The following is a 21,719-nucleotide window of genomic DNA, read 5'->3' as shown; positions in this document are numbered from 1 at the left end:
ACATGTTCGAACGGTTCACGGGCAAGGCTCGCGAGGTCGTCGTCGCGGCCCGGGCCGACGCGGTGGCCAGGGGGGCGGACGCGATCAGCAGCGAGCACCTGCTCGCGGCGATCGCGCGGACACCGGACACGATCGCCCGGATGGTCCTCACCGGGTTCTCGGTGGCCCCTGACGATCTCCTCGCCGACATCGACGCCCTCAAGACGCGGCTCTCCGACGACGAGGCGCTGGCCGGCATCGGCATCGACCTCGGCGCGGTGCGCCGTCAGGTCGAGCAGGCGTTCGGCCCCGACGCGCCGTCAGGTCGAGCAGGCGTTCGGCCCCGGCGCGCTCGACCGCACCATGGCCGCCCGCAGGAAGAGCAAGCGCTGGCCCCTCCCCTTCGACCGCTCCGCCAAGAAGGCACTGGAGCTGGCGCTGCGCGAGGCCATCGCGCTGAAGCACAACTACGTCGGCACCGAGCACATCCTGCTCGGCATGCTCCACGCCGAGACCGGAGCGGCCCAGCAGATCCTCGCCGCCCGGGGCGTCATGCAGCGGCCGGCGAGGATCATGGTCGAGGAGCTGGTGCGGGGTCAGCAGGCCGGGTGACCGCCCGTCCGTGGCGGCTCGCCTGGGGCCGAGGTGTCGGGCCAGGAGCACGGTGACGTTCTACGAACGGCACTTCCGTCAGCACCATTCCCTGCGAAGGTGCCGTTCGTAGGCTCTCGTACCGGGTGAGGCGAGGCGCGACCCGATCAGGCCCCGGGGAGGTACGCCACTCCGTGCGCTCCCTGGAGCGGTGCTCGGGGCCTCGAGTCGTCACGAGGATCGACCTCCAGCGTCGCGGCCACCTCCAGCGATCGGAGGTCGATCACGCTCACCGTCCCCGACTGGAGGTTGGTGACGAACCCGGTGGCGCCGTCGGGCGTCGACGTGATGTTGATCGGACTGATCCCGACCTCCAGCTCGGCGAGCGGCTCGTAGCCGGCCGCGTCGAAGATCGACAGGAGGCCCGCCGCGGAACGGGTGCCGGACGCGGCGCCGCTGAACCGCCACTGCCCGACGAGCAGCTTCCCGTCCGCGGTCACGTGCACCGGGCTCGGCATCCCCGGAACCGGGACGGTGTGCACGATCGCGTTCGTGGCGACGTCCACGACCTGCACCGCGTAGGTGTCCGGCGAGGCGGGTGGGAGCGAGATCGCCGGCGTCGCCACGTACAGGCGGGTGCCGTCGGGGGAGAGGGCGAGGTCCTCGCTGCCCGGGCCCGGCACCTTCCGGGCGGGTCTGCAGCCCGTCAGGTCCACCACCGAGACGTACGGCGTCTGCGTGTCGGTCGTGTACGCCGTGCGCCCGTCCGGGGTGATGGCGGCCCAGTGCGGCACGGGTGCCCCGGTCGTTCCGACGGGTTCCGCTGGGTCTCGGCGGGGCCCCTGCCGATGCCTCGATCCTCGCCGCCGCGCGGATGATCAGCGATGTCGAGATGAGTCTCGAGTCGTTCCACTCGGGATGACCGGGGCGGCGGTGTGGCCGACCTGGACCTGAACCTGCTGGTCGCTGGACGCGCTGCTGGAGACCAACAGCGTCACCGCGGCCGCCGAGCGGTTGCACACCTCGCCGCCGGCGCTGAGCTGCACGCCGGCTCGGCTGCGCCGGATCCTCGGCGACCCGCGGCTGGTCCGGGCCGGCCGCAACCTCGTCCCCACACCGCGGGCCCTGGAGCTGCGATCCGAGGTCTCCGCCCTGGTCCAGCAGGCGCGCACCCTGCTCACGCCGCGGGTCGCCCCCGATCCGCGCGGCCTCGACCGGGCGTACACGATCCAGGCCGACGACGGCGTGCTGGTCCACCTGGTCGCCCCGCTGACCGCGAAGGTGCGGGCCGAGGCGCCCGGCGTTCTGCTGCGGTTCCTCCCGGACAGCCTCGAGGGCACCTCCGCGATGCGCGACGGACGGGTCGACGTGGAGCTCGGCGTCGTCGAGCACACCGACCCGGAGACCGTCGTGGAGTGCTCGCCCGGTTCGACGTCGTCGGGGTCGCGGCGGCGGGGCATCCGCTCACCGCGGGCCCGGTCACCCCGGAGTCGTTCGCCGCGGCGAACCACCTGGGCGTCTCCCGGCGCGGCCGGGTCCGCGGGCCGGTCGACGACCGGCTGGCCGAGCTGGGCTCTCCCGGCGGGTCGTCGCCACCGTCCCCGGCTACGCCGCGGCCCTGATCACCTGCCGGGACACCGACTTCGTCTGCCTGGCGCCCGGGCTGTCCGACACCGGGGTACTGGCGGCGGTGGACCTGGGGACGTTTCCCGTGCCCTGCAGTTGCCGCCGATCGAGCTGGCCATGGCGTGGCACCCGCGGCACACGGCTGACGGCGGCCATCGCCGGCTGCGTGAGTGCATCCGGCAGGTGGTCACCGCGGTCGCGCGCCGGTGACCGGTCCTACTCGTCCAGCGGCTCCCGCCCCGTCGCAGCGAAGCGCACCCCCGGCAGCTCGGACACCTCCCCCGCCAGGTCGGTGAGGTCCCCGCGGCCGTCGAGCTGCAGCGCGACCGCGGTGTAGCGGCCGCCGGAGTCCTCCCGGTCCTCGCGGTCGATCTCCACCCCGCGCACCATCCACCCGCGATCTGTGCAGGTGGCCAGCACGGTCCGCAGCACGCCCTGCCCGGTGGCGTAGCCGACGCGCAGCACGGGCGGGTCCTTGCGCCGGCGCGCGGTGAGCCGGGCGAGCGGGGGCAGCCCCCGGGTCACGACGAAGTGCCCGATCGTGGTCGCCACGGCGAGCACCGGCAGCCCGGCCCCGCAGGCCATGCCGACGGCGGCGACGAGCCACACGGTCGCGGCGGTGGTGAGGCCGCGCACCGCGTCCTTGCGCACGAAGATCAGCCCGCCGCCGATGAACCCGATGCCGGAGACGATCTGGGCGGCGATGCGGGCCGGGTCCACCGAGATCCGCTCGACGAGCAGCAGGTCGGCGAACCCGTACTTGGAGACGAGCATCAGCACGGCGGAGCCCAGCCCGACGAGGGTGTGCGTGCGCAGCCCCGCGGACTTGCCGCCCGCCTCGCGTTCCAGTCCGATGAGGATGGACAGGACGAGCGCGAGCAGCGCCGGGAGCAGCACCGAGTACTGGTTGTCGGTCGACCAGAGCGCTGGTGGCACGGCTCGTCCTCCCTCCTGTCAGGATCGCGGCGTGCGGATCGACGTCGTGACCATCTTCCCCGGTTATCTTGCGCCCCTGCGCGAGGCGCTACTGGGACGGGCGATCGCGGCCGGCCTCATCGACGTGCGCGTGCACAACCTGCGGGACTGGACCCGCGACGTGCACCAGGCCGTCGACGATGCGCCCTACGGCGGCGGGCCCGGGATGGTGATGCGCCCGCAGGTGTGGGGCGAGGCGCTGGACGACGTGCTCGGTGACGAGCCCGCCCGGCTGATCGTGCCCACGCCCGCGGGCGTGCCGTTCACCCAGGCGACCGCCCGGCGCTGGAAGGACGAGCCGCGCCTGGTGTTCGCCTGCGGCCGCTACGAGGGCATCGACCAGCGCGTCGTCGACGAGTACGCGTCGCGGATGCCCGTCGAGGAGGTCAGCATCGGTGACTACGTGCTCGTCGGAGGCGAGGTCGCGGTGCTGGTCATGGTGGAGGCCGTGGCCCGGCTGCTGCCCGGGGTGCTGGGCAACCCGCAGTCGGCTGAGCAGGACTCGTTCTCCGACGGCCTGCTGGAGGGCCCGGCGTACACTCGGCCCGTCGTCTGGCGGGGCCGGGAGGTGCCCGCGGTGCTGCGCAGCGGTGATCACGGCGCGATCGCCCGGTGGCGCCGCGACCGGGCGCTGGAGCGCACCGCGAAGCGCCGGCCCGACCTGCTCGCCGCCCTGCCCGAGGACGCGCTCGACCAGCGGGACCGCGAGTTCCTGGCGTCGCTGGACGGGTGAGTGCAGGTCGTCCGAACGCGTCTGGCACTATTGACGGGATGCCAGCGCCCGAACGGGCCTGCCTGCGCTCTGGTTCGAAGTGACGAGCGCCGCACCACCGCTATCACGCACCGAGGACGGACTTCGCGATGAACACCCTGGACGCCCTGGACGCAGAGCAGCTGCGCTCCGACATCCCCGACTTCCGACCGGGGGACACGCTCAAGGTGCACGTGAAGGTCATCGAGGGCAACCGGTCGCGCATCCAGGTGTTCCAGGGTGTGGTGATCCGCCGCCACGGCTCGGGCATCCGCGAGACGTTCACCGTGCGCAAGGTCTCGTTCGGTGTGGGCGTGGAGCGCACCTTCCCGCTGCACTCGCCGAACATCGAGAAGATCGAGGTCGCCACCCGCGGGGATGTCCGCCGGGCGAAGCTGTACTACCTCCGTGATCTTCGTGGCAAGGCCGCCAAGATCAAGGAGAAGCGCGAGACCCCTTCGGCGTCCTGACCTTCGGGGCTGGTTGACGTAGCCTCGTGGGCGTGGCCCTTCCCGAGCTCCCCGACGACAGGCGGGGCCGACCTCGACGGCACGTGCCGGTCGATGAGCCGGCACCCCGTCGTCGAGCCGCAGCTGCTCCGCCGCCGGTGCGGCGGGGCCCCGCAGGGACTCCCCTCGAGGAGCCGGTCGGCCGCCCGGCCCGCCACGCAGCCGCCCCGCCGGCACCGGAGAACGGTGTCCGGCGGCACGCTGCCGCGCCCGTGCGCGAGGACATCCCGCCGCGCTGGCCCGTCCCGCCCGTCGAGGAGCCGTACCTCGGCGCGCCGCGGCGGGCGCCCGATCCGCGGCAGAGCCCGGAGGGGCCGCCCGTCGGTGGCCGCAGGCGGCTCGTCGAGCCGCCCGAGCAGCGCTACCGGCGGCCGGACGAGCCACCCGCCGGCCGTCCGGCGCGCACCGATCACCCCAACGGCTACACCGCCAACGGTCGCGCCAACGGCCGCCCGAACGGGTACCGCAACGGGCACGCGCTCGCGCGTGATCTCGGCACGCAACGTCTCGGCACCGAGCATCCCGGCACAGAGCATCTGGGCGCGGAGCGCGAGCCTGCCCGTGATCCTCTCCGTGATCCTCTCCGTGAGCCGCGCCGTGACCCCGGCCGTCGCCGTGCCCCCGACGGGCGCCGCGCCTCCGCCGACGAGCCGACGACCGCCCGCCCGGCGACCCGCCGCGCCGCCGCCGACCGGCCCCCGCCCGGCCCCGGCCAGTCCGGGGAGCCGCCGGGGCGGCACCGCCGCCGTGCGGGGGAGTCGCCGAACGAGCGGCCCGCCGCGGCCTACCGCGAGCTGCTCGCCGCGGAGGGCAAGAAGCCGCGCCCCGGCCGGCGCCGCCGTACGTCGTTCTGGAAGGAACTGCCGCTGCTCATCGTGGTGGCGCTCGTCCTGACCTTCCTGATCCAGACGTTCATCGCCAAGGTCTACGTCATCCCGTCGGGATCGATGGAGACCACGCTGCACGGCTGCCCGGGCTGCAACAACGACCGCGTCCTCGTCGACAAGGTCACCTACCGCTTCTCCGACCCGCAGCCCGGCGACGTGGTGGTGTTCCGCGGTCCGGACAGCTGGTCGAGCGAGGTCGAGGTCTCGCCGCCGAGCAACGCGTTCGTCGCCGGCCTGCAGCAGCTCGGGTCGCTGATCGGGCTCGCGCCGCCCGACGAGAAGGACTTCGTCAAGCGCGTGATCGCCGTCGGTGGGCAGACCGTGCAGTGCTGCACCCCGACGGGGCAGGTGATGGTCGACGGCAAGCCGCTCGTCGAGCCGTACATCTACTACCTGCCCGGTGCCGGTGAGCCGCGCCAGGAGCAGTTCGGTCCGGTCACGGTGCCGGAGGGTGAGCTGTGGCTCATGGGCGACAGCCGCAACAACTCCGCCGACTCCCGCGTCCCGGGCCACGGCTCGGTGCCCGTCGAGAACGTCATCGGCAAGGCGCGGTTGATCGTCCTGCCGTTCACCCGGTTCGGCTGGATCCCGGAGGCCGATCCGCAGAGCCGCAGCGTGGGGCTCGGCGCGGACGCCCTGGACGTCGCCGGACTGGGTGCGGTGGCGCTGGTCGCGGCGGTGCCGCTGGTGCGCCGCAGGCGCCGCGTCGATCTGCTCGACCTCGACGACTGCGCCACCTGGCCGCAGCGTCGCGCCTGAGCGCACCGGCGCGCGGCGGCGGCTCTACACTTCCGCGCGATGTCCCGCTCCGCAGCTCGTCGTCGACGCGCCGTCCGCGCATCGACCGCCGATCTCCGACGCGAGGGGTTCCTGCCGGGGCGGGCGATCGTGCGGCGGAACGGCAACTGGACCCTGCAGGCCACCCTGCAGCGCCACGGCCTCGGGCCGGTCGCGGGGGTGGACGAGGCCGGCCGCGGCGCGTGCGCGGGTCCGCTCGTGGTGGCCGCGTGCGTGCTGCGCCCCGCCGACGCCAAGCGGCTCGCGGGGCTCACCGACTCGAAGCTGCTCACCCCGGCCGTGCGGGAGGAGTTCTACGACCTCATCGTGCAGCGGGCCGAGCAGTACTCGGTGATCGTGATCCCGCCCGATGAGGTGGACCGACGCGGCGTGCACGTCGCCAACGTGGAGGGGATGCGACGCGCCGTCGCGCACCTGGAGACCCCGCCCGGGTACGTCCTGACCGACGGGTTCCCGGTGCGCGGGTTCGGCACTCCGACCCTGGCCGTGCAGAAGGGCGACCAGGTCGCCGCGTGCGTCGCCGCGGCGTCGGTGCTGGCCAAGGTCACCCGGGACCGGTTGATGGTGGAGCTGGACGCGCAGTACCCGCAGTACCGCTTCGCGGAGCACAAGGGCTACTGCACGCCCGTCCACGACGCGATGCTGGCCGAGCACGGTCCGTCACCGGTCCATCGCTACTCGTTCGTCAACGTCAGGGCCGCGATGGTGGGCGTAGTGAGGTCCGCCGTCGGCGCCGAGGGCGACCTGGTGGACAATGGGAGCTTGCCCGAGCTGATGCCCGCCATGATGTCGGACGCGGGCCCCGGAGGAGGACTGCGATCGTGAGCGCCGAGGATCTCGAGAAGTACGAGACCGAGATGGAGCTCACGCTCTACAAGGAGTACCGGGACATCGTGTCCCAGTTCTCCTACGTGGTGGAGACGGAGCGCCGGTTCTACCTCGCGAACTCGGTCGACGTGGCCGCCCGCAACTCCGACGGCGAGATCTACTTCGAGGTCCGCATGTCGGACGCATGGGTGTGGGACATGTACCGCCCGGCGCGGTTCGTCAAGAACGTCCGCGTGCTGACGTTCAAGGACGTCAACGTCGAGGAGCTGGAGAAGCCCGACCTGCGGCTGCCGGACAAGGAGTTCGGCTGACGAGCCGCACCGCAGGACCGCGTTAGCACGGCGCACCGACGGTTCGGCGGCCTGACGGCCCGGTTGTCCCCAACCGGTCCGGTCCATCCACAGATTTCGCTGGTCGCGCCCGCGGCGGCCGCCCGCCCGCGATCGTGTGGGCATGGCAGCGAAGGACGATCTCGGGCGCCGCGGTGAGGACATCGCGGTGCGCTACCTGGAGCACCAGGGGATGGTGGTGCTCTCGCGCAACTGGCGGTGCCGGGCCGGCGAGCTCGACGTCGTCGCGACGGACGCGCACCAGCTCGTCGTGTGCGAGGTGAAGACCCGCAGCAGTGAGCGGTTCGGCGCCCCGGCGGAGGCCGTCGACCCGAAGAAGGCCGGCCGCATCAAGCGCGTCACCCAGGCATGGCTCGCCGCGCACCGGGTGCGCTGGTGCGACCTGCGGTTCGACGTGGTCGCCGTCGTGGCCGAGCCGGGCGCGCCCGCCCGCATCACCCACTACCGGTCGGCGTTCTGATGGGCCTCGGGCGGACGTGGTCGGTGGCGCTGCACGGCGTCGAGGGCCACGTCGTGGAGGTCGAGGCCCACATCGGCGACGGCATGAACGGTGTCCACATGGTGGGGCTGGCCGACACTGCGCTGCGCGAGTCGAAGGACCGGGTGCGCGCCGCCATCGTGAACTCCGGGTGCAGCTGGCCCCAACGTCGGCTCGTCCTCTCGCTGTCCCCGGCCACGCTGCGCAAGAGCGGCTCGGCGTTCGACCTCGCCCTGGCGCTGGCGGTGCTCGGTGCCCAGGACGTCGTCACGCCGGACTCGCTGACGGGCACGGCGCTGCTCGGGGAGCTGGCCCTCGACGGGCGGCTGCGGCCGTTCGACGGGCTCCTGCCGTGCCTGATCGCCGCCCGCGGCGCGGGGCTCAAACGGGTGGTCGTGCCCGAGCCCGCACTGCCGGAGGCGGCGCTCGTCGACGGGCTGGACGTGTTCGGCGCGACCTGCCTGTCCGACGTGCTGGTGTGGCTGCGCGGCCTGCGCGACCTGCCCCGGCCCGAACCGGTCGCCCGGGCGGCCGTCCACTCGCCGCAACCTGATCTCGCCGACGTCGTCGGCCAGGAGGATGCGCGGCTGGCCTGCGAGATCGCCGCGGCGGGAGGGCACCACATGCTGCTCGTCGGGCCGCCCGGCACCGGCAAGACGATGCTGGCCCGCCGGTTCGCGGGGCTGCTGCCTCCGCTCTCCGACGACGACGCGCTCACTCTGGCCACGATCCGCTCGATCGCGGGTCGGTTGCCGCCCGGGGAGCCCCTCTCACACTCGCCCCCACTCGTCGCGCCGCACCCGTCCAGCTCGATCGCGTCGCTCATCGGGGGCGGGACCGGCATCGCCCGGCCCGGCTCCGTGTCGCTCGCCCACAGGGGCGTGCTGTTCCTGGACGAGGCGCCCGAGTTGGGGCCGAAGCTGCTCGACGCGCTGCGCACCCCGCTGGAGGAGGGCGAGGTGCGGATCGCCCGCTCCGAGGGCACGGTCACCTACCCGGCCCGGTTCCAGCTGATCCTGGCGGCCAATCCGTGCCCGTGCGCCCCCGTCCACGACCGCGACTGCGTCTGCCCATCGTCCGCGCGCCGCCGCTACCTCGCCCGGCTGTCCGGGCCGCTGCTCGACCGAGTCGATCTGCACGCCCGCGTGTACCCCGCCACGACGTTCGCCGGGCCCGATGGGGCCGAGAGCTCCGCGGCCGTGCGGGCGCGGGTGCTGAACGCCCGGACTGCGGCGGCGGAGCGCTGGGCGGGGGAGGGGTGGCAGACCAACGCTGAGGCCCCGGGGCCCGCGCTGCGGTCCCGCTTCGCGCTGCCGGAGCGGGTCGTGCGGCCGCTCGACCTCGGCCTGCGCTCGGGCCAGCTCAGCGCCCGCAGCGCCGACCGGGCGCTGCGCGTGGCGTGGACGCTCGCGGATCTCGCGGGAGATCCGTGCCCGAGCGTCGAGCAGGTCGAGGCGGCGCTCTACTTCCGCGAGCGGAGGGCGGCATGACCGGGGCCGACGAGATGTCCGGCGGGATAGCCGAGGAGGTGCTCCTCGCGCGCGCCTACCTCTCCCGCGTGGCGGAGCCGCCGGCGCCCGCGCTGGCGCGGTTCACAGCGACCGTGGGCGCGGTGGAGGCGGCAGCGCGGGTGCGGCGGGGTGCGGTCCCGGAGGAGGTCACGGCCGAGACGGCGGCTCGCCGCACCACTGAGCACGCCGCGGCCGATCTGGAGGCTGCTCGCCGCTGCGGGGCCCGGCTGCTCGTGCCGGAGGCGCGGCAGTGGCCGACCTGGCCGTTCGCGGCGTTCGAGGTGTGCGGTGCACCCGCGCTGGCCCCGCCGCTCGCACTGTGGGTGCGCGGGCCGGGCGACCTGGCGGCGCTGTCCCAGCTGTCGGTCGCCGTGGTCGGCGCTCGCGCCGCCAGTGGCTACGGCCTGCACGTGGCGGCGGAGCTCGGGGCAGGGATGGCGGCGCACCGGGTCACCGTGGTCTCCGGGGCTGCGCTCGGCATCGACGGCGCCGCCCACCGCGGTGCGCTCGCCGGCGGCGGGCCGTCGGTCGCGGTGCTGGCCTGCGGGATCGACCGCGCCTATCCCGCAGCGCACGAGGCGCTGCTCGCGCGGATCGCCGCCGAGGGGCTGGTGGTGAGCGAGTACCCGCCCGGTTCCGTCCCCGGCCGGCACCGCTTCCTGGTCCGCAACCGCATCATCGCCGCGCTGGGCACGGCCACGGTCGTGGTGGAAGCGGGGCTGCGCAGTGGGGCGCGCCGCACCGCGAGCGACGCGGTCGCGCTGGGCAGGCCGCTGATGGCGGTGCCCGGCCCGGTCACGTCGGGCGTCTCCGCAGGCTGCCACCGGCTGATCCGCGAGGGCGCTCAGCTGGTCACCCGCCCCGAGGAAGTCCTGGAGATCGTCGGGCCGATGGGCGAGCACCTGCTGCCGGACGAGCCGGAGATCGCCGTCCGGCCCACCGACGGCCTCGATCCGGTGGCGCTCCTGCTGCACGACGCGCTGCCCGCCCACGGTGCCCGGCCGGCGTCGTGGCTCGCCGCCGAGGCCGGGGTGCCGCTGACCGCGGCGCGGGCAGCGCTGGTGGATCTCGAACGCCGCGGGCTCGCCGTGCTCGACGCGGGGCGGTGGCGGCGGTGTTGATCACTCCGCTGCGGTGCGCGGTGCAGATCACCCGCTCCGGTGCTCTCGACGCGCGGGCGCGGTGCTTGACCCGGGGCGCGTGGGCCCCGACCGTCGTGAGGTGGCCACCGAGCAGGCACCCGGCGAGCTCGCCGAGCCCGTCGCGGCGGCGCTCAAGGCCTTCACCGAGCACCTGCGGTACGAGCGCGGCCGCTCGGAGCACACCGTCCGGGCTTACCGGAGTGACCTGCGCAGCCTCCTGCAGGGCTTGCCGGAGCTCACCGCGCTCGATCTCGCCCACCTGCGCCGCTGGCTCGCCGCGGGGCGCACGGCCGGGCTGTCGCGCACCACGCTCGCCCGCCGTGCGGCCGCGGCCCGCACGTTCACCGCCTGGGCCCGGCGCACCGGGCGGCTCGACACCGACCCGGGGACCCGGCTCAGCTCACCGCGACCGCACCGCAAGCTCCCGGCTGTCCTCGGGGAGGAGCAGGCCGCGGAGGTGCTCGACGCGGCCACCACCGGCGCAGAGGAGAGCGACCCGATCGCCCTGCGCGACCTGCTCGTGCTGGAGCTGCTCTACGCCACCGGCGTGCGGGTGTCGGAGCTGTGCGGTCTGGACCTCGACGACGTCGACGGCGAGCGTCGAGCACTGCGCGTCGTCGGGAAGGGCAGCCGCGAGCGCACGGTCGTCTACGGCGTCCCCGCCGAGCGGGCGCTGCGCCGCTACCTGGTGGCGGGGCGGCCCGCACTCGTCACCCCGAGGTCCGGTCGGGCGTTGCTCCTCGGAGCGCGCGGCGGGCGGCTCGACCCGCGGATCGCGCGCGAGGTGGTCCACCGCGCGGTCACCGCCGTGCCCGGGATACCCGACGTCGGACCCCACGGGCTGAGGCACGCCGCAGCAACCCACATGTTGCAGGGCGGCGCGGACCTCCGTTACGTACAGGAGTTGCTCGGTCACGCTAAGCTATCAACCACTCAGCTCTACACGCACGTCACCGTCGAGCGGCTGAAGGTGGTTCATGAGCAGGCGCACCCTCGAGCCTGAGCTCGGTCAGGTCGAGAACCTGCAGCTCAGGGTGCATAGCGGCACCGCCACGCTCGGTCAGTCCCGGCGTAGGCCCGGCCGCCGGCGCACCGTTCACGCCCTGCAGTTGCCGCCGCCACCGCCGGTTGACCCGCCCACCACTGGTTCGGAGCAGTCGGCCCCTGCCGACGTCGACGAACTCTGGGTGGAGTACCGGGCCACCCCGACGCGCCCGGTCCGGGATCGGCTCCTGCTCCACTACGCGCCGCTGGTGCGGTCGGTGGCCCACCGGGTCGCGGCGGGGCTGCCGTCGTACGTGGAGATCGCCGATCTCGTGCAGATCGGGTTCTTCGGGCTGATCGCGGCGATCGAACGGTTCGACCCGGAGCGGGGGCTGCGGTTCGAGAACTACGCGGTGCAGCGCATCCGGGGCGCGATCCTCGACGAGCTGCGTGCGCAGGACTGGGTGCCGCGCACGGTCCGGGTGCGGCTGCGCGACCGGGAGCGCGCGCGGGAGAAGCTCGAGTCGCAGCTGGGCCGCGCCGCCACTGACGAGGAGCTTGCCGCCGAGCTGGGCATCACCGTGACCGAGCTGCGAGCTCAGCGGCAGCCGGTACAGGTCGTCTCCGTCGAGGCGCTCGACGAGCAGGGCAGCGGCATCGCCGACCTCGTGGCGGCCGAGTCCGCCGACCCCGGCGAGCTGGTCGACGCGCAGGAGACCGTGGCGATGCTGCGGCGGGCCGTGCTGCGGCTGGAGGAGCGCGACCGCACGGTGATCAGCCTCTACTACGACGAGAACCGCACGCTCGCCGACATCGGCCGCACCCTGGGGCTCACCGAGTCGCGGGTCTGCCAGCTGCACTCCCGCGCGGTGGTGCGGCTGCGCGGGAAGTTCGACGAGCTGGCCGGCTAGCGCTTCGCGGTCAGTCCGGCCGCGGGGGCCACTCCTGCGGCACCGGCAGCAGCCGCACCCGCGGCGTTCGCAGCAGCACCAGCGGATCCACGTAGACGAGCCGGTCCCGGCGGGCGCCCCAGTGCAGGCACGCATCCGGGCAGTCGGCGTGCCCCGGCTCCAGCCGGCCGAGCACCTCGCCCTCGCCGACGAGCTGACCTGCGGTGACGAGCGGGGCGACCGGCTCGTAGGTGGTGCGCAGGCCGTCGGCGTGCTGCAGCGACACCGAGCCGCGGCCGGCGACCGGGCCCGCGAACACCACCACCCCGGCGCGGGCCGCCAGTACGGGTTGCCCGGCCGCGCCGGCGAGGTCCACGCCGCGGTGGCCCGGGCCGTAGGGGTGGTCGGGGCTGCGGAACGGGGCCAGCACGGCGGGCGGGGGCCGCAGCGGCCAGGTGTAGCGGGCGCCCGGGGCCGGGACACCGGCGCCGAGCGGTGGCTCCGCGGTCTCCGGTTGGTCAGGCCGCAGCGTTGCCGCACCGGCCGGTGCCGCGGGGAGGAGCAGCAGGGCCAGCAGGATGAGCGTCGACACCGCCCACGGCGCGCGGCGCGCACGCCTGCCCGCCGCCACCCTTGCCCCGGTCCTGGTCGCCATGCCCCGACGCTGGCACGGATCGGGCTGGACGGGGGGCGGTGCCGCCGGTCTGTGGACGGTCGTTCCCCGGTGTGGACAACCGCGGGCCTCGCGACCACCCGGAAGGACGGGCGGCGTACACTCGACCTGCACCTCGGCACACCTGCACCACCGTCGGGGTGACTTCGCGCGTTCGTGCGGCCCCGCAGTTCGGGGGCGCGGTGGGCGGGCGGTCCCGCCCGGCAGGTGCGGGTCCGGCCACCGGCACGAGCGCCAGGGCGGTGCCGCCGACCCGGCACACCGCGACAACCGCGCGCGTGGCTGCCGAGCGGCCACGCCCCGACCGAAAGGTGAACGGGCCGATGGCCGTCGTCACCATGAAGCAGTTGCTGGACTCCGGCGTGCACTTCGGGCACCAGACGCGCCGCTGGAACCCGAAGATGAAGCGCTACATCCTCACGGAGCGCAACGGCATCTACATCATCGACCTGCAGCAGACGCTGTCGTACATCGACCGCGCCTACGAGTTCGTGCGCGAGACCGTCGCCCACGGCGGCACGATCATGTTCGTCGGCACGAAGAAGCAGGCGCAGGAGGCCATCGCCGAGGAGGCCTCCCGGGTCAACATGCCGTACGTGAACCAGCGCTGGCTGGGCGGCATGCTCACGAACTTCCAGACCGTGCACAAGCGCCTCCAGCGCCTCAAGGAGCTCGAGGCGATGGAGCAGTCCGGCGGGTTCGAGGGCCGCACGAAGAAGGAAATCCTCATGCTCACGCGTGAGAAGGAGAAGCTCGCGAAGACCCTCGGCGGCATCCGCGACATGTCCAAGGTCCCGAGCGCGGTCTGGATCGTCGACACGAAGAAGGAGCACATCGCCGTCGGCGAGGCCCGCAAGCTGGGCATCCCGGTCGTGTCGATCCTCGACACCAACTGCGACCCCGACGAGGTCGATTACCCGATCCCGGGCAACGACGACGCGATCCGCTCGGCCGCCCTGCTCACCAAGGTGATCGCGCAGGCCGCGGCCGACGGGCTGATGGCCCGGGCCCAGCGGGCCCGCGGCGAGGGCGCCGACAAGGGCGAGGGCGGCGCTGCCGACCAGCCGCTCCCGGAGTGGGAGAACGAGCTGCTGCAGCAGGGCGCCGGTTCCGACGGCGCGAGCCTGTCCGAGGCCTCCGCCAGCGCGTCGAGCACCAGCAACGGAGCGTCGCAGTCCGCGAGCTGACGAGGCCGCGGGGCCGGGTCCGCCGCGGATCCGGCCCCGCGCCGCACTCCCGTCAGCCCACCCCCAAGCACCGCCCACAGAACGGACGAAAGGCAGATGGCGAACTACACCGCCGCCGACGTGAAGAAGCTCCGGGACCTGACCGGTTCCGGGATGATGGACTGCAAGAAGGCGCTCGAGGAGGCGGACGGCGACTTCGACAAGGCCGTCGAGCTGCTGCGCATCAAGGGCGCGAAGGACGTCGGTAAGCGCGCCGGCCGCGAGACCGCCAACGGGCTGGTCGCGGCCGAGGGCGGCACGATGATCCAGCTCAACTCCGAGACGGACTTCGTCGCCAAGAGCGCGGACTTCCAGAAGCTGGCGGCCGACATCCTGGCCGTCGCCGTGGAGAAGACGCCGAAGGACCTCGAGGCCCTCAAGGCCGAGAAGCTGGGCTCGGGCACGGTCGCCGACGCCGTGCAGGAGCTGTCCGCCCGCATCGGCGAGAAGCTCGAGCTGAAGAACTACGTGCACATCGACGGCCCGGTCGCGCTGTACCTGCACCGCCGCGACCCCGACCTGCCGCCCGCGATCGGTGCGATCGTGGCCTACGAGGGCGAGGGCGAGGCCGCCGACGAGACCGCGAAGTCGCTGGCGATGCACATCGCCGCGGCTCGCCCGCAGTACACCACCCGCGACCAGGTGCCGGCGGAGCTGCTGGAGAACGAGCGCCGCATCGCCGAGGCGACCGCCCGTGAGGAAGGCAAGCCCGAGAACGTGCTGCCGCGCATCGTCGAGGGGCGCCTCAACGGCTTCTTCAAGGACGTCGTGCTGCTCGAGCAGACCTCGGTGCACGACTCGAAGAAGACGGTGAAGAAGGTGCTGGACGAGGCCGGCGTGTCGGTGAAGGACTTCGCCCGCTTCGAGGTCGGCCTGGCCTGAGACCGGCCTACCCGCCGCCCGCTCTGCCGAGAGGAACTCCGACCCGATGACACTGACCGACCCGCGGATCGGCGCAGACGGCACCCGAACCGGGTACAACCGCGTCCTGCTCAAGCTGGGCGGGGAGATGTTCGGTGGTGGGGCCGTCGGCGTCGATCCGCAGGTGGTCGAGACGGTCGCCCGCCAGATCGCCGCGGTCGTGCGGACCGGCGCGCAGATGGCCGTCGTCATCGGGGGCGGGAACTTCTTCCGCGGCTCCGAGCTGCAGGAGCGGGGCATGGACCGGGCCCGCGCCGACTACATGGGCATGCTGGGCACGGTGATGAACTGCCTCGCGCTCCAGGACTTCCTGGAGCGCGAGCACCACATCGAGACGCGGGTGCAGACCGCGATCACGATGGGGCAGGTCGCCGAGGCCTACATCCCGCGCCGGGCGATCCGACACCTCGAGAAGGGCCGGGTCGTCATCTTCGGTGCCGGGGTGGGCATGCCCTACTTCTCCACCGACACGGCCGGCGCGCAGCGGGCGCTGGAGATCGGCGCCGAGGCGCTGCTCCTGGCCAAGGGCGTCGACGGGGTGTACACCGCCGACCCGAAGCTCGATCCCTCGGCGGAGCTGTTCACCGAGATCACCCATCGCGAGGTGCTCGAGCGGGGCCTGAAGGTCGCCGACGCCACGGCCTTCAGCCTGTGCATGGACAACAAGATGCCGATCATCGTGTTCAACCTGCTCACCGAGGGCAACATCGCCCGCGCGGTCCGGGGCGAGCGGGTCGGCACTCTGGTCGCGACGCCACCGGACCAGGACACCGAAAGGGACCAGCCATGATCGACGAGGCACTCTTCGAGGCCGAGGAGAAGATGGAGAAGGCCGTCGCGGTGGCCAAGGAGGACCTCGCCGGCGTCCGCACCGGCCGGGCGACGCCGAACATGTTCTCCCGGATCTCCGTCGAGTACTACGGCGCGATGACTCCGCTCAACCAGCTCGCCTCGATCACCGTTCCCGAGGCCCGCCTCGTCGTCATCAAGCCGTACGACGCGAGCTCGATGAAGGCGATCGAGAAGGCGATCCGCGACTCCGATCTCGGCCTGAACCCGACCAACGACGGCCAGCTCATCCGCTGCGTGATCCCGCAGCTGTCGGAGGAGCGGCGCAAGGAGATGGTCAAGGTCGCCCGCAGCAAGGGCGAGGAGGCCAGGGTCGCCATCCGCAGCGTCCGCCGCAAGACGATGGAGGAGCTGCACCGCATCGTCCGCGACGGCGAGGCCGGCGAGGACGAGGTGGCCCGCGCCGAGAAGGAGCTGCAGGCCACCACCGACAAGTACGTTCACCAGGTCGACGACCTGGTGAAGCACAAGGAAGCCGAGCTGCTCGAAGTCTGAGTTCGGTGTCCGGTACGCACGGGTCGCACGCTGTGGCCGAGCCGCCGCCGCGCACCTCGCGCGCCGGCCGCGATCTGGTCGCAGCGATCTCGGTCGGCGTGGTGCTGGGCGCGGTCGTGCTCGCGTCGTTGCTGATCGAGCGGCACTTGTTCCTCGGCGTCATCGCGCTGGCCGCCGCCATCGGCACCGTGGAACTGGCGGGGGCGCTGCGCCGCGGTGCCGGGATCGAGGTCCCGCTGCCGGTGCTGCTGGTCGGCGGCCAGGCCATCGTCTGGCTGGCCTGGCCGTTCGGACTGGCCGCGGTGGCGGTGGCGTTCGCCGGTACGGTCCTGGCCGTCGTGCTGTGGCGGATGCGCGCGGGCACGCTGAACTACCTGCGCGACGTCAGCGCGGGGGTGTTCATCGCCGCCTACGTGCCCCTGCTCTGCTCGTTCGCGTCGCTGATGACGGTCGCTCCGGACGGTACGGGGCGGATCATCACCTTCATCCTCTGCGTGGTCGCCTCGGACGTCGGCGGCTACACGACCGGGGTGCTGGCCGGCCGGCACCCCATGGCGCCCACGATCAGCCCGAAGAAGTCGTGGGAGGGCTTCGCCGGCTCCCTCACCGCCGGCATGATCGCCGGCGCGCTGGCTGTCGCGTTCCTGCTGGACGGGCAGTGGTGGGCCGGTGCTCTCACCGGAGCGCTGCTGGTCGTGTGCGCCACCCTCGGCGACCTCGTGGAGTCCATGATCAAGCGAGACATCGGCATCAAGGACATGGGCAACCTGCTGCCGGGCCACGGCGGGCTCATGGACCGGCTCGACTCGCTGCTGCCGACCGCCCTGGTGGCCTGGGCGGTGCTGTCCCTCGTCGTTCCCGCGTGAGGCGGCCGCCGCGGCCGATCCCGAGCCCGAACATCTGGAACTGGCCCGACGTCTACGCCAAGGAGAACGCCGCGCAGGACGTCGACGGCGCGATCTGGGCGGCGCTGCGGGAGCTGGCGCCGTTCGCCGGGCGGGACGTGGTCGACGTCGGCTGTGGGGACGGCTTCCACCTGCCGGTCTTCGCCGCGGAGGCGGCCTCGGTCGTCGGCGTGGAGCCGTACCGGCCGCTCGTGGAGCGCGCCCGGGCCCGCGGCCTGGACGTGCGCGAGGGCAGCGCCGAGCGGTTGCCGCTGCCCGACTCCAGCGTCGACGTGGTGCACGCGCGCACCGCGTACTTCTTCGGCCCGGGCTGCGAGCCGGGGATCGCGGAGGCTGAGCGGGTGCTGCGGCCCGGCGGGGTGCTGGCGATCGTCGATCTCGACGCCACCGTGCCGCCGTACGGCGACTGGATGCGCGCCGACCTGCCCCGCTACGACCCGGCTGCGGTGGAGCGGTTCTTCGCCCGCCAGGGGTTCACGATGCGGCGGATCCGCACGCGCTGGCGCTTCCCCGACCGCATCACCGCCGAGGCGGTGCTGCGCATCGAGTTCTCCGCCGCGACGGCCGATCGGGCGCTGGGGGAGTTCACCGGTCTCGAGCTGCCCGTCGGGTACCGGCTGCACGTGCGGCGGTCCGGGTTGCACCTGCGGTAGCGGTCTCGCCCCACGAACGGCGCTTTCGTCAGCAACGGTGCTGACGAAAGCGCCGTTCGTGGAGAACCCTGTGCACGTTCGGAGTAGCGCGAGCTACGCCGGGTGGTGGATCACCCCGGTCGTGACGCCTCCGTGATCGACCCGTCGCTACCGTGGAGCCATGCGCGACCAACCGACCGTGCCGAACCGGGCCCGGCCGAGGCAGCCGGAGCCGCGGACCGTCCCGCACCGGGTGCCGCCGCGTGTCGTGCCGCCCCCGCGGGCGGCGCGGCCGACGCTGAAGGCACCGGTCCCGGTGCCGCCGGAACGGCCCGATCGGCCCGCGCAGCCAGCTGCCCTGGCGCGGGAGCGCCGCCCGCTGCCGCCGGTGCGGCCGATGACCCTGCCGCTGCTGCTGCCGATCCTCGGCGGGGTCTGGTGGACGATCGGCACGGCCGCGCTCGAGCCGGGCATGGGCACGTTGCTGCTGGCCGCCGGCCTGTCCGGGGCCGTCGCGCTCGGGATCACGCTGCGCAGGCGCATGGGGGAGGGCGTGCCGCTACCGCGCGGTGGCCGCGTCGCCCTGGTGCGCATCGCGGCGGGGTCGATCGTGACGATCCTGCTCGGCGGGGTCGGGTTGAGCTGGCTCGGCCTCGGCGAGATCAAGGTGCCGTTCGCGTTCGCGGTCGTGGCGATCGCGCTGTTCCGCTCGGTGCGCATCCTCCGCGAGCGCGGGCTGCAAGTGGTAGCCGGGGCGCTGCTGGTGCTGGCCGTCGCCGGCGGGTCGCTCGCGTTCGGCACCCAGGGCGATCTGTACACTCAGGGCCTGGTCGGAATGGGCGCGGGCGCGCTGTGCTGCGGGTTCGCCGCGGTCCGCGCCGGGCTGCTCGCGGAGGCGCTGGCCGCGCTGCCGCGCCGGTGAACCCCGCTGGTGATGCCCGCCGTTGCCCCCTGCCGAACATCCCCGCTGCCGATCCCCGCTGCTGATCCCACCGCCGCTCGCTACACGGCGGCCGGAGCGGGTGCGTCGGCCGGCGCCCGGGTCACGACGCCGGCCGCGCCGTCGACCGTGATGCGATCGCCGGTGGTGATGGCGACGGTCGCGTCCGGCACGCCGACGACGGCCGGGATCCCGTACTCGCGCGCCACGACCGCGCCGTGCGAGTTCGCCCCGCCCATCTCCATGACCAGCCCGCCCGCGGTGAGGAACAGAGGGGTCCAGCCAGGGTCGGTCGAGGGCACGACGAGGATCTCGCCGGGTTCCAGGTGCGCCCCGACCGGATCGAGCACCACTCGCGCGGCCCCGGTGACGGTGCCGGCGGAGGCCGCGGTGCCGACCAGCGCCCCGTCCGCGGCAGCCCCGGCGGGTTTGAGTGCCTCGGGCTCGGTGCCATCGGAGAGCAGGATCCGCGGGACGTGCCGGCGCTGCAGCTCCCGGTCGTACTCGGCGCGGCGCTCGGCGACGAGCGCCTGCAGGTCCTCGCCGCCGACCGCGCGGCGCGCTTCGGCGAAGTCGAGCCAGAACACGTCGTCGGCCCGGCCGAGCATGCCCCGGCCGGCCAGCTCCCGGCCGACCGCGGCGAGTTCGGCGCGCGCGACCGCGATCATCCGCACCAGGTAGTCCTTGTGCGTCTCGCGCAGCCCGGTCAGCTCCCGCATGCGGCCCAGCGCCCAGCGGACCAGGCGGGCCTTCGCGGGTGACCGTTCCCCCACCTCGGCGGCCACCTGCGCGACGGCCGCCTCCGCCGCGGCGGCCCCGCGGGCGAACACCGCGTCCGGGGCCTGTTCCGGGTCGGTCATGCGCAGGTAGTTGGCGAGCACCCCGAGGACGTACGTCGGATCGTCGGACCAGCGGGGCATGCCCAGGTCGATCTCGGCGACGGCGCGGTGGCCGTGCCGGCGCAAGAACGCGGTGACACCCTCCTGCGCGTTCCGCGGCAGCCGTCCCTCGGCCCAGCGTGCGGCCAGCTCGGCCGGGGGCAGCTCGGCGAACACGCGGGCCGACTCCGGGTCGGCGCGCAGCTCCACCGCGAGGTCCCACAGCTGCAGGTCCATCTCGGTCGTCGTGTTGTGCGGCAGTGACCGCAGCAGCTCGTGGACGGTGTTCGCGTCGATCGCCTGCCCGGCGAGCAGCCGCGCGAGGCCGAGCATCGCGAACCCGGCTCCGGCGGCCGGGACCACGGTCGGCAGCACCGGGAACGCCGCGCGCAGCACCTCCGCGGCGTGGTCGATGCGGGCGATCGCGGTGGCGGCTTCGGCCAGCGGCCGGTGCGCGTAGACGCGGGCGCCGATCCGGTCGATGCGCCGGCGCGCGGCGGGCGGGCTGGCCAGGGCGAGCAGCACCTGCGGCGGCACGTGGAAGCGGAGCATGGTGCGGGCGATCCGCTTGAGGAACCGCAGCCCCGAGCCGGGCCGCGGCGCGTACGCCGGGTCCTCCAGCAACGCTCGCATCACGACGGCGGACCGGGCCTCCATCACGTCGAGGATCCGGGGGAGGAGCCGGCGGCCGATCTGGTTGCGCAGGCCCTCGGTAGCGTCGATGAAGATGCGGCCGCCGGCCGCGGTGAGGGTGGGCGGCCCGAGCTCGGGATCGGCCGGGATGCCGAACGCCCGCGTCGAGGCGGTGGCCGCGACCATGCGGACCGCCGCGATGCCGGCGGGCGTGATCGGCCGGGTGAGGCCCTGGGCGAGGCTGACGTTGAAGAACGCGCGCAGGCCCGGCCGGTTCGGCGTCGGCACTGGATGCAGGGTGGTGATCGGGCGGGCCTGGGTGAGCAGCAGCGCGCCGCGGATGTCGATCGCCCACTCCACGTCCTGCGGGCTGCCGCAGTGCCGCTCGACCGCGCGGCCCAGCTCGGCGAGCGCGCGGACCTGGTCGTCGGTGAGGGCGTGGGTGGTGTCGGCGGGCAGTTCCTCGTGCTCGGTGCCGCCGCCGGGTAGGGCCCGGACCGCGACGGCCTGTTCGCCCGGCGTGTAGTCGATCCGGCCGTCCTCGACCACGATGTGGTCGGGGTTCACGGCGCCGGAGACGACGGCTTCGCCCAGGCCGGGCGCAGCGTCGATGACGGTGCGGGTGCGCCGGCCGCTCACCGGGTCCGCGGTGAACAGCACGCCCGCGACCTGCGCGTCCACCATCTCCTGCACGACGACGGCGAGCGCGACCGTGTGCTGGTCGATGCCCGTGGTCTCGCGGTAGGCGTAGGCGCGGTCGGTCCACAGCGACGCCCAGCAGCGGCGGACGGCGTCCAGGACGGCCTCGGCGCCGACGACGTTGAGGTAGGTGTCCTGCTGGCCGGCGAAGCTGGCGCCCGGCAGGTCCTCCGCGGTGGCGGAGGACCGCACGGCCACCGGCACGTCGTCCCCGAGCGCGGCGTAGGCGGCGGTGATCGCGGCGGTCGTCTCCGGGGCGCTCGGCGTGGTCCGGAGCGCCTCGCGGGCGCGGGCCGGGAGATCGGGGCCGCCCGCGGCGAGCAGCTCAGCGATCCGCGCGGCCTCCGCGGCGGCGTGGTAGGCCGCGGTGCTCACGCAGAACCCGCGCGGCACCGCGAACCCGGCGGCGATGAGCTCGGCGAGGTTGGCCCCCTTCCCACCGACCAGCTCGAGCCGGCGCGCGTCGGGGGAGTCCAGACCGATGACCGTGCCGATGACCGTCATGCCGGAAGAGTACTCAACATGTGATGAATTTTCTAGCCGGTCGGCCGGACCCGCACCGATCGGTG

The 21,719-nt window shown here is 73.8% G+C and carries 23 protein-coding genes and 1 pseudogene; 20 read left to right on the top strand and 4 right to left on the bottom strand.

The features are described 5' to 3' along the window. Nucleotides 1-2: 2 nt before the first annotated feature. Together BUE41_RS33030 and BUE41_RS33025 are read left to right on the top strand one after the other, a co-directional pair. Nucleotides 3-185, top strand: a pseudogene (locus tag BUE41_RS33030) (Clp protease N-terminal domain-containing protein); the annotation flags it as partial. Nucleotides 186-342: 157 nt separating this feature from the next. After that, nucleotides 343-591: a Clp protease N-terminal domain-containing protein gene (locus BUE41_RS33025; protein ID WP_073459828.1), complete on the top strand. Its 249-nt coding sequence runs from the start codon at nt 343-345 to the stop codon at nt 589-591. Nucleotides 592-737: 146 nt separating this feature from the next. On the opposite strand, the gene BUE41_RS25310 is transcribed toward BUE41_RS33025, so the two are convergent. Continuing rightward, nucleotides 738-1,364: a YncE family protein gene (locus BUE41_RS25310; RefSeq protein ID WP_073459827.1), complete on the bottom strand. Its 627-nt coding sequence runs from the start codon at nt 1,362-1,364 to the stop codon at nt 738-740. 220 nt (nt 1,365-1,584) lie between these two features. On the opposite strand from BUE41_RS25310, the gene BUE41_RS25305 reads away from it, so the two are divergent. After that, complete coding sequence (locus BUE41_RS25305) at nt 1,585-2,406, top strand: LysR family transcriptional regulator (RefSeq protein WP_234997566.1); 822 nt, start codon at nt 1,585-1,587, stop codon at nt 2,404-2,406. A 6-nt stretch (nt 2,407-2,412) separates the two neighbouring features. Here BUE41_RS25305 and BUE41_RS25300 read toward each other — a convergent pair whose 3' ends face one another. Then, a complete protein-coding gene (locus BUE41_RS25300; protein WP_073459826.1) occupies nt 2,413-3,132 on the bottom strand; it encodes an MgtC/SapB family protein in 720 nt (239 codons plus the stop codon). A 31-nt stretch (nt 3,133-3,163) separates the two neighbouring features. On the opposite strand from BUE41_RS25300, the gene trmD reads away from it, so the two are divergent. The 10 genes from trmD (at nt 3,164) to BUE41_RS25250 (ending at nt 12,320) form a co-directional block, all read left to right on the top strand. Beyond that, nucleotides 3,164-3,904, top strand: a complete 741-nt coding sequence (gene trmD, locus BUE41_RS25295; RefSeq protein ID WP_073459825.1) for a tRNA (guanosine(37)-N1)-methyltransferase TrmD — start codon at nt 3,164-3,166, stop codon at nt 3,902-3,904. A 128-nt stretch (nt 3,905-4,032) separates the two neighbouring features. After that, nucleotides 4,033-4,392, top strand: a complete 360-nt coding sequence (rplS, locus tag BUE41_RS25290) for a 50S ribosomal protein L19 (RefSeq protein WP_073459824.1) — start codon at nt 4,033-4,035, stop codon at nt 4,390-4,392. A 251-nt stretch (nt 4,393-4,643) separates the two neighbouring features. Then, nucleotides 4,644-6,077, top strand: coding sequence for a signal peptidase I (gene lepB / locus BUE41_RS33020; protein WP_407691684.1), 1,434 nt, complete (start codon nt 4,644-4,646; stop codon nt 6,075-6,077). 39 nt (nt 6,078-6,116) lie between these two features. After that, on the top strand, nt 6,117-6,941 hold the full coding sequence (locus BUE41_RS25280; protein ID WP_084755807.1) for a ribonuclease HII: 825 nt from the start codon (nt 6,117-6,119) through the stop codon (nt 6,939-6,941). Then, nucleotides 6,938-7,255, top strand: a complete 318-nt coding sequence (locus BUE41_RS25275) for a DUF2469 domain-containing protein (RefSeq protein WP_073459823.1) — start codon at nt 6,938-6,940, stop codon at nt 7,253-7,255. The genes BUE41_RS25280 and BUE41_RS25275 overlap by 4 nt, the downstream gene beginning before the upstream one ends. Nucleotides 7,256-7,397: 142 nt before the next feature. Beyond that, nucleotides 7,398-7,754 (top strand): YraN family protein, encoded by a 357-nt coding sequence (locus BUE41_RS25270; protein WP_073459822.1) that lies wholly within the window; start codon nt 7,398-7,400, stop codon nt 7,752-7,754. Next, on the top strand, nt 7,754-9,262 hold the full coding sequence (locus tag BUE41_RS25265) for a YifB family Mg chelatase-like AAA ATPase (protein WP_073459821.1): 1,509 nt from the start codon (nt 7,754-7,756) through the stop codon (nt 9,260-9,262). Before BUE41_RS25270 ends, BUE41_RS25265 begins: the two co-directional genes overlap by 1 nt. Further along, complete coding sequence (gene dprA, locus BUE41_RS25260; protein ID WP_234997565.1) at nt 9,259-10,404, top strand: DNA-processing protein DprA; 1,146 nt, start codon at nt 9,259-9,261, stop codon at nt 10,402-10,404. The genes BUE41_RS25265 and dprA overlap by 4 nt, the downstream gene beginning before the upstream one ends. 100 nt (nt 10,405-10,504) lie before the next feature. Further along, a complete protein-coding gene (locus BUE41_RS25255; protein ID WP_073459820.1) occupies nt 10,505-11,428 on the top strand; it encodes a tyrosine recombinase in 924 nt (307 codons plus the stop codon). Then, entirely contained in the window at nt 11,403-12,320 is a 918-nt protein-coding gene (locus tag BUE41_RS25250) for a FliA/WhiG family RNA polymerase sigma factor (RefSeq protein WP_084755806.1), read from the top strand. The genes BUE41_RS25255 and BUE41_RS25250 overlap by 26 nt, the downstream gene beginning before the upstream one ends. Nucleotides 12,321-12,330: 10 nt before the next feature. Here BUE41_RS25250 and BUE41_RS25245 read toward each other — a convergent pair whose 3' ends face one another. After that, entirely contained in the window at nt 12,331-12,954 is a 624-nt protein-coding gene (locus BUE41_RS25245; RefSeq protein ID WP_084755804.1) for a M23 family metallopeptidase, read from the bottom strand. 341 nt (nt 12,955-13,295) lie between these two features. Between BUE41_RS25245 and rpsB the strand changes: the two genes are divergently transcribed. The 7 genes from rpsB to BUE41_RS25210 all read left to right on the top strand — a co-directional run bounded on the left by rpsB (nt 13,296) and on the right by BUE41_RS25210 (nt 18,922). Continuing rightward, nucleotides 13,296-14,159 (top strand): 30S ribosomal protein S2, encoded by an 864-nt coding sequence (rpsB, locus tag BUE41_RS25240; protein WP_073459859.1) that lies wholly within the window; start codon nt 13,296-13,298, stop codon nt 14,157-14,159. 96 nt (nt 14,160-14,255) lie between these two features. Continuing rightward, the gene (gene tsf, locus BUE41_RS25235) at nt 14,256-15,080 is read left to right on the top strand and encodes a translation elongation factor Ts (protein ID WP_073459818.1); all 825 of its coding nucleotides are present in this window, start codon (nt 14,256-14,258) and stop codon (nt 15,078-15,080) included. Between the two features lie 46 nt (nt 15,081-15,126). Further along, nucleotides 15,127-15,909, top strand: coding sequence for a UMP kinase (gene pyrH, locus BUE41_RS25230; protein ID WP_073459817.1), 783 nt, complete (start codon nt 15,127-15,129; stop codon nt 15,907-15,909). Then, complete coding sequence (gene frr / locus BUE41_RS25225) at nt 15,906-16,463, top strand: ribosome recycling factor (RefSeq protein ID WP_073459816.1); 558 nt, start codon at nt 15,906-15,908, stop codon at nt 16,461-16,463. The genes pyrH and frr overlap by 4 nt, the downstream gene beginning before the upstream one ends. Beyond that, nucleotides 16,460-17,329, top strand: a complete 870-nt coding sequence (locus BUE41_RS25220; RefSeq protein ID WP_073459815.1) for a phosphatidate cytidylyltransferase — start codon at nt 16,460-16,462, stop codon at nt 17,327-17,329. Before frr ends, BUE41_RS25220 begins: the two co-directional genes overlap by 4 nt. Then, nucleotides 17,326-18,021, top strand: a complete 696-nt coding sequence (locus BUE41_RS25215; RefSeq protein WP_073459814.1) for a class I SAM-dependent methyltransferase — start codon at nt 17,326-17,328, stop codon at nt 18,019-18,021. Before BUE41_RS25220 ends, BUE41_RS25215 begins: the two co-directional genes overlap by 4 nt. Nucleotides 18,022-18,181: 160 nt before the next feature. After that, nucleotides 18,182-18,922 (top strand): hypothetical protein, encoded by a 741-nt coding sequence (locus tag BUE41_RS25210; RefSeq protein ID WP_073459813.1) that lies wholly within the window; start codon nt 18,182-18,184, stop codon nt 18,920-18,922. 80 nt (nt 18,923-19,002) lie between these two features. Here the strand turns inward: BUE41_RS25210 and BUE41_RS25205 are convergent, their stop codons facing one another. Then, complete coding sequence (locus tag BUE41_RS25205; protein ID WP_073459812.1) at nt 19,003-21,654, bottom strand: PEP/pyruvate-binding domain-containing protein; 2,652 nt, start codon at nt 21,652-21,654, stop codon at nt 19,003-19,005. Nucleotides 21,655-21,719 lie beyond the last annotated feature (65 nt).

This window comes from Pseudonocardia thermophila, assembly GCF_900142365.1.
Taxonomy (GTDB): domain Bacteria; phylum Actinomycetota; class Actinomycetes; order Mycobacteriales; family Pseudonocardiaceae; genus Pseudonocardia; species Pseudonocardia thermophila.
This window is presented reverse-complemented; position numbering and strand designations above follow the sequence as displayed.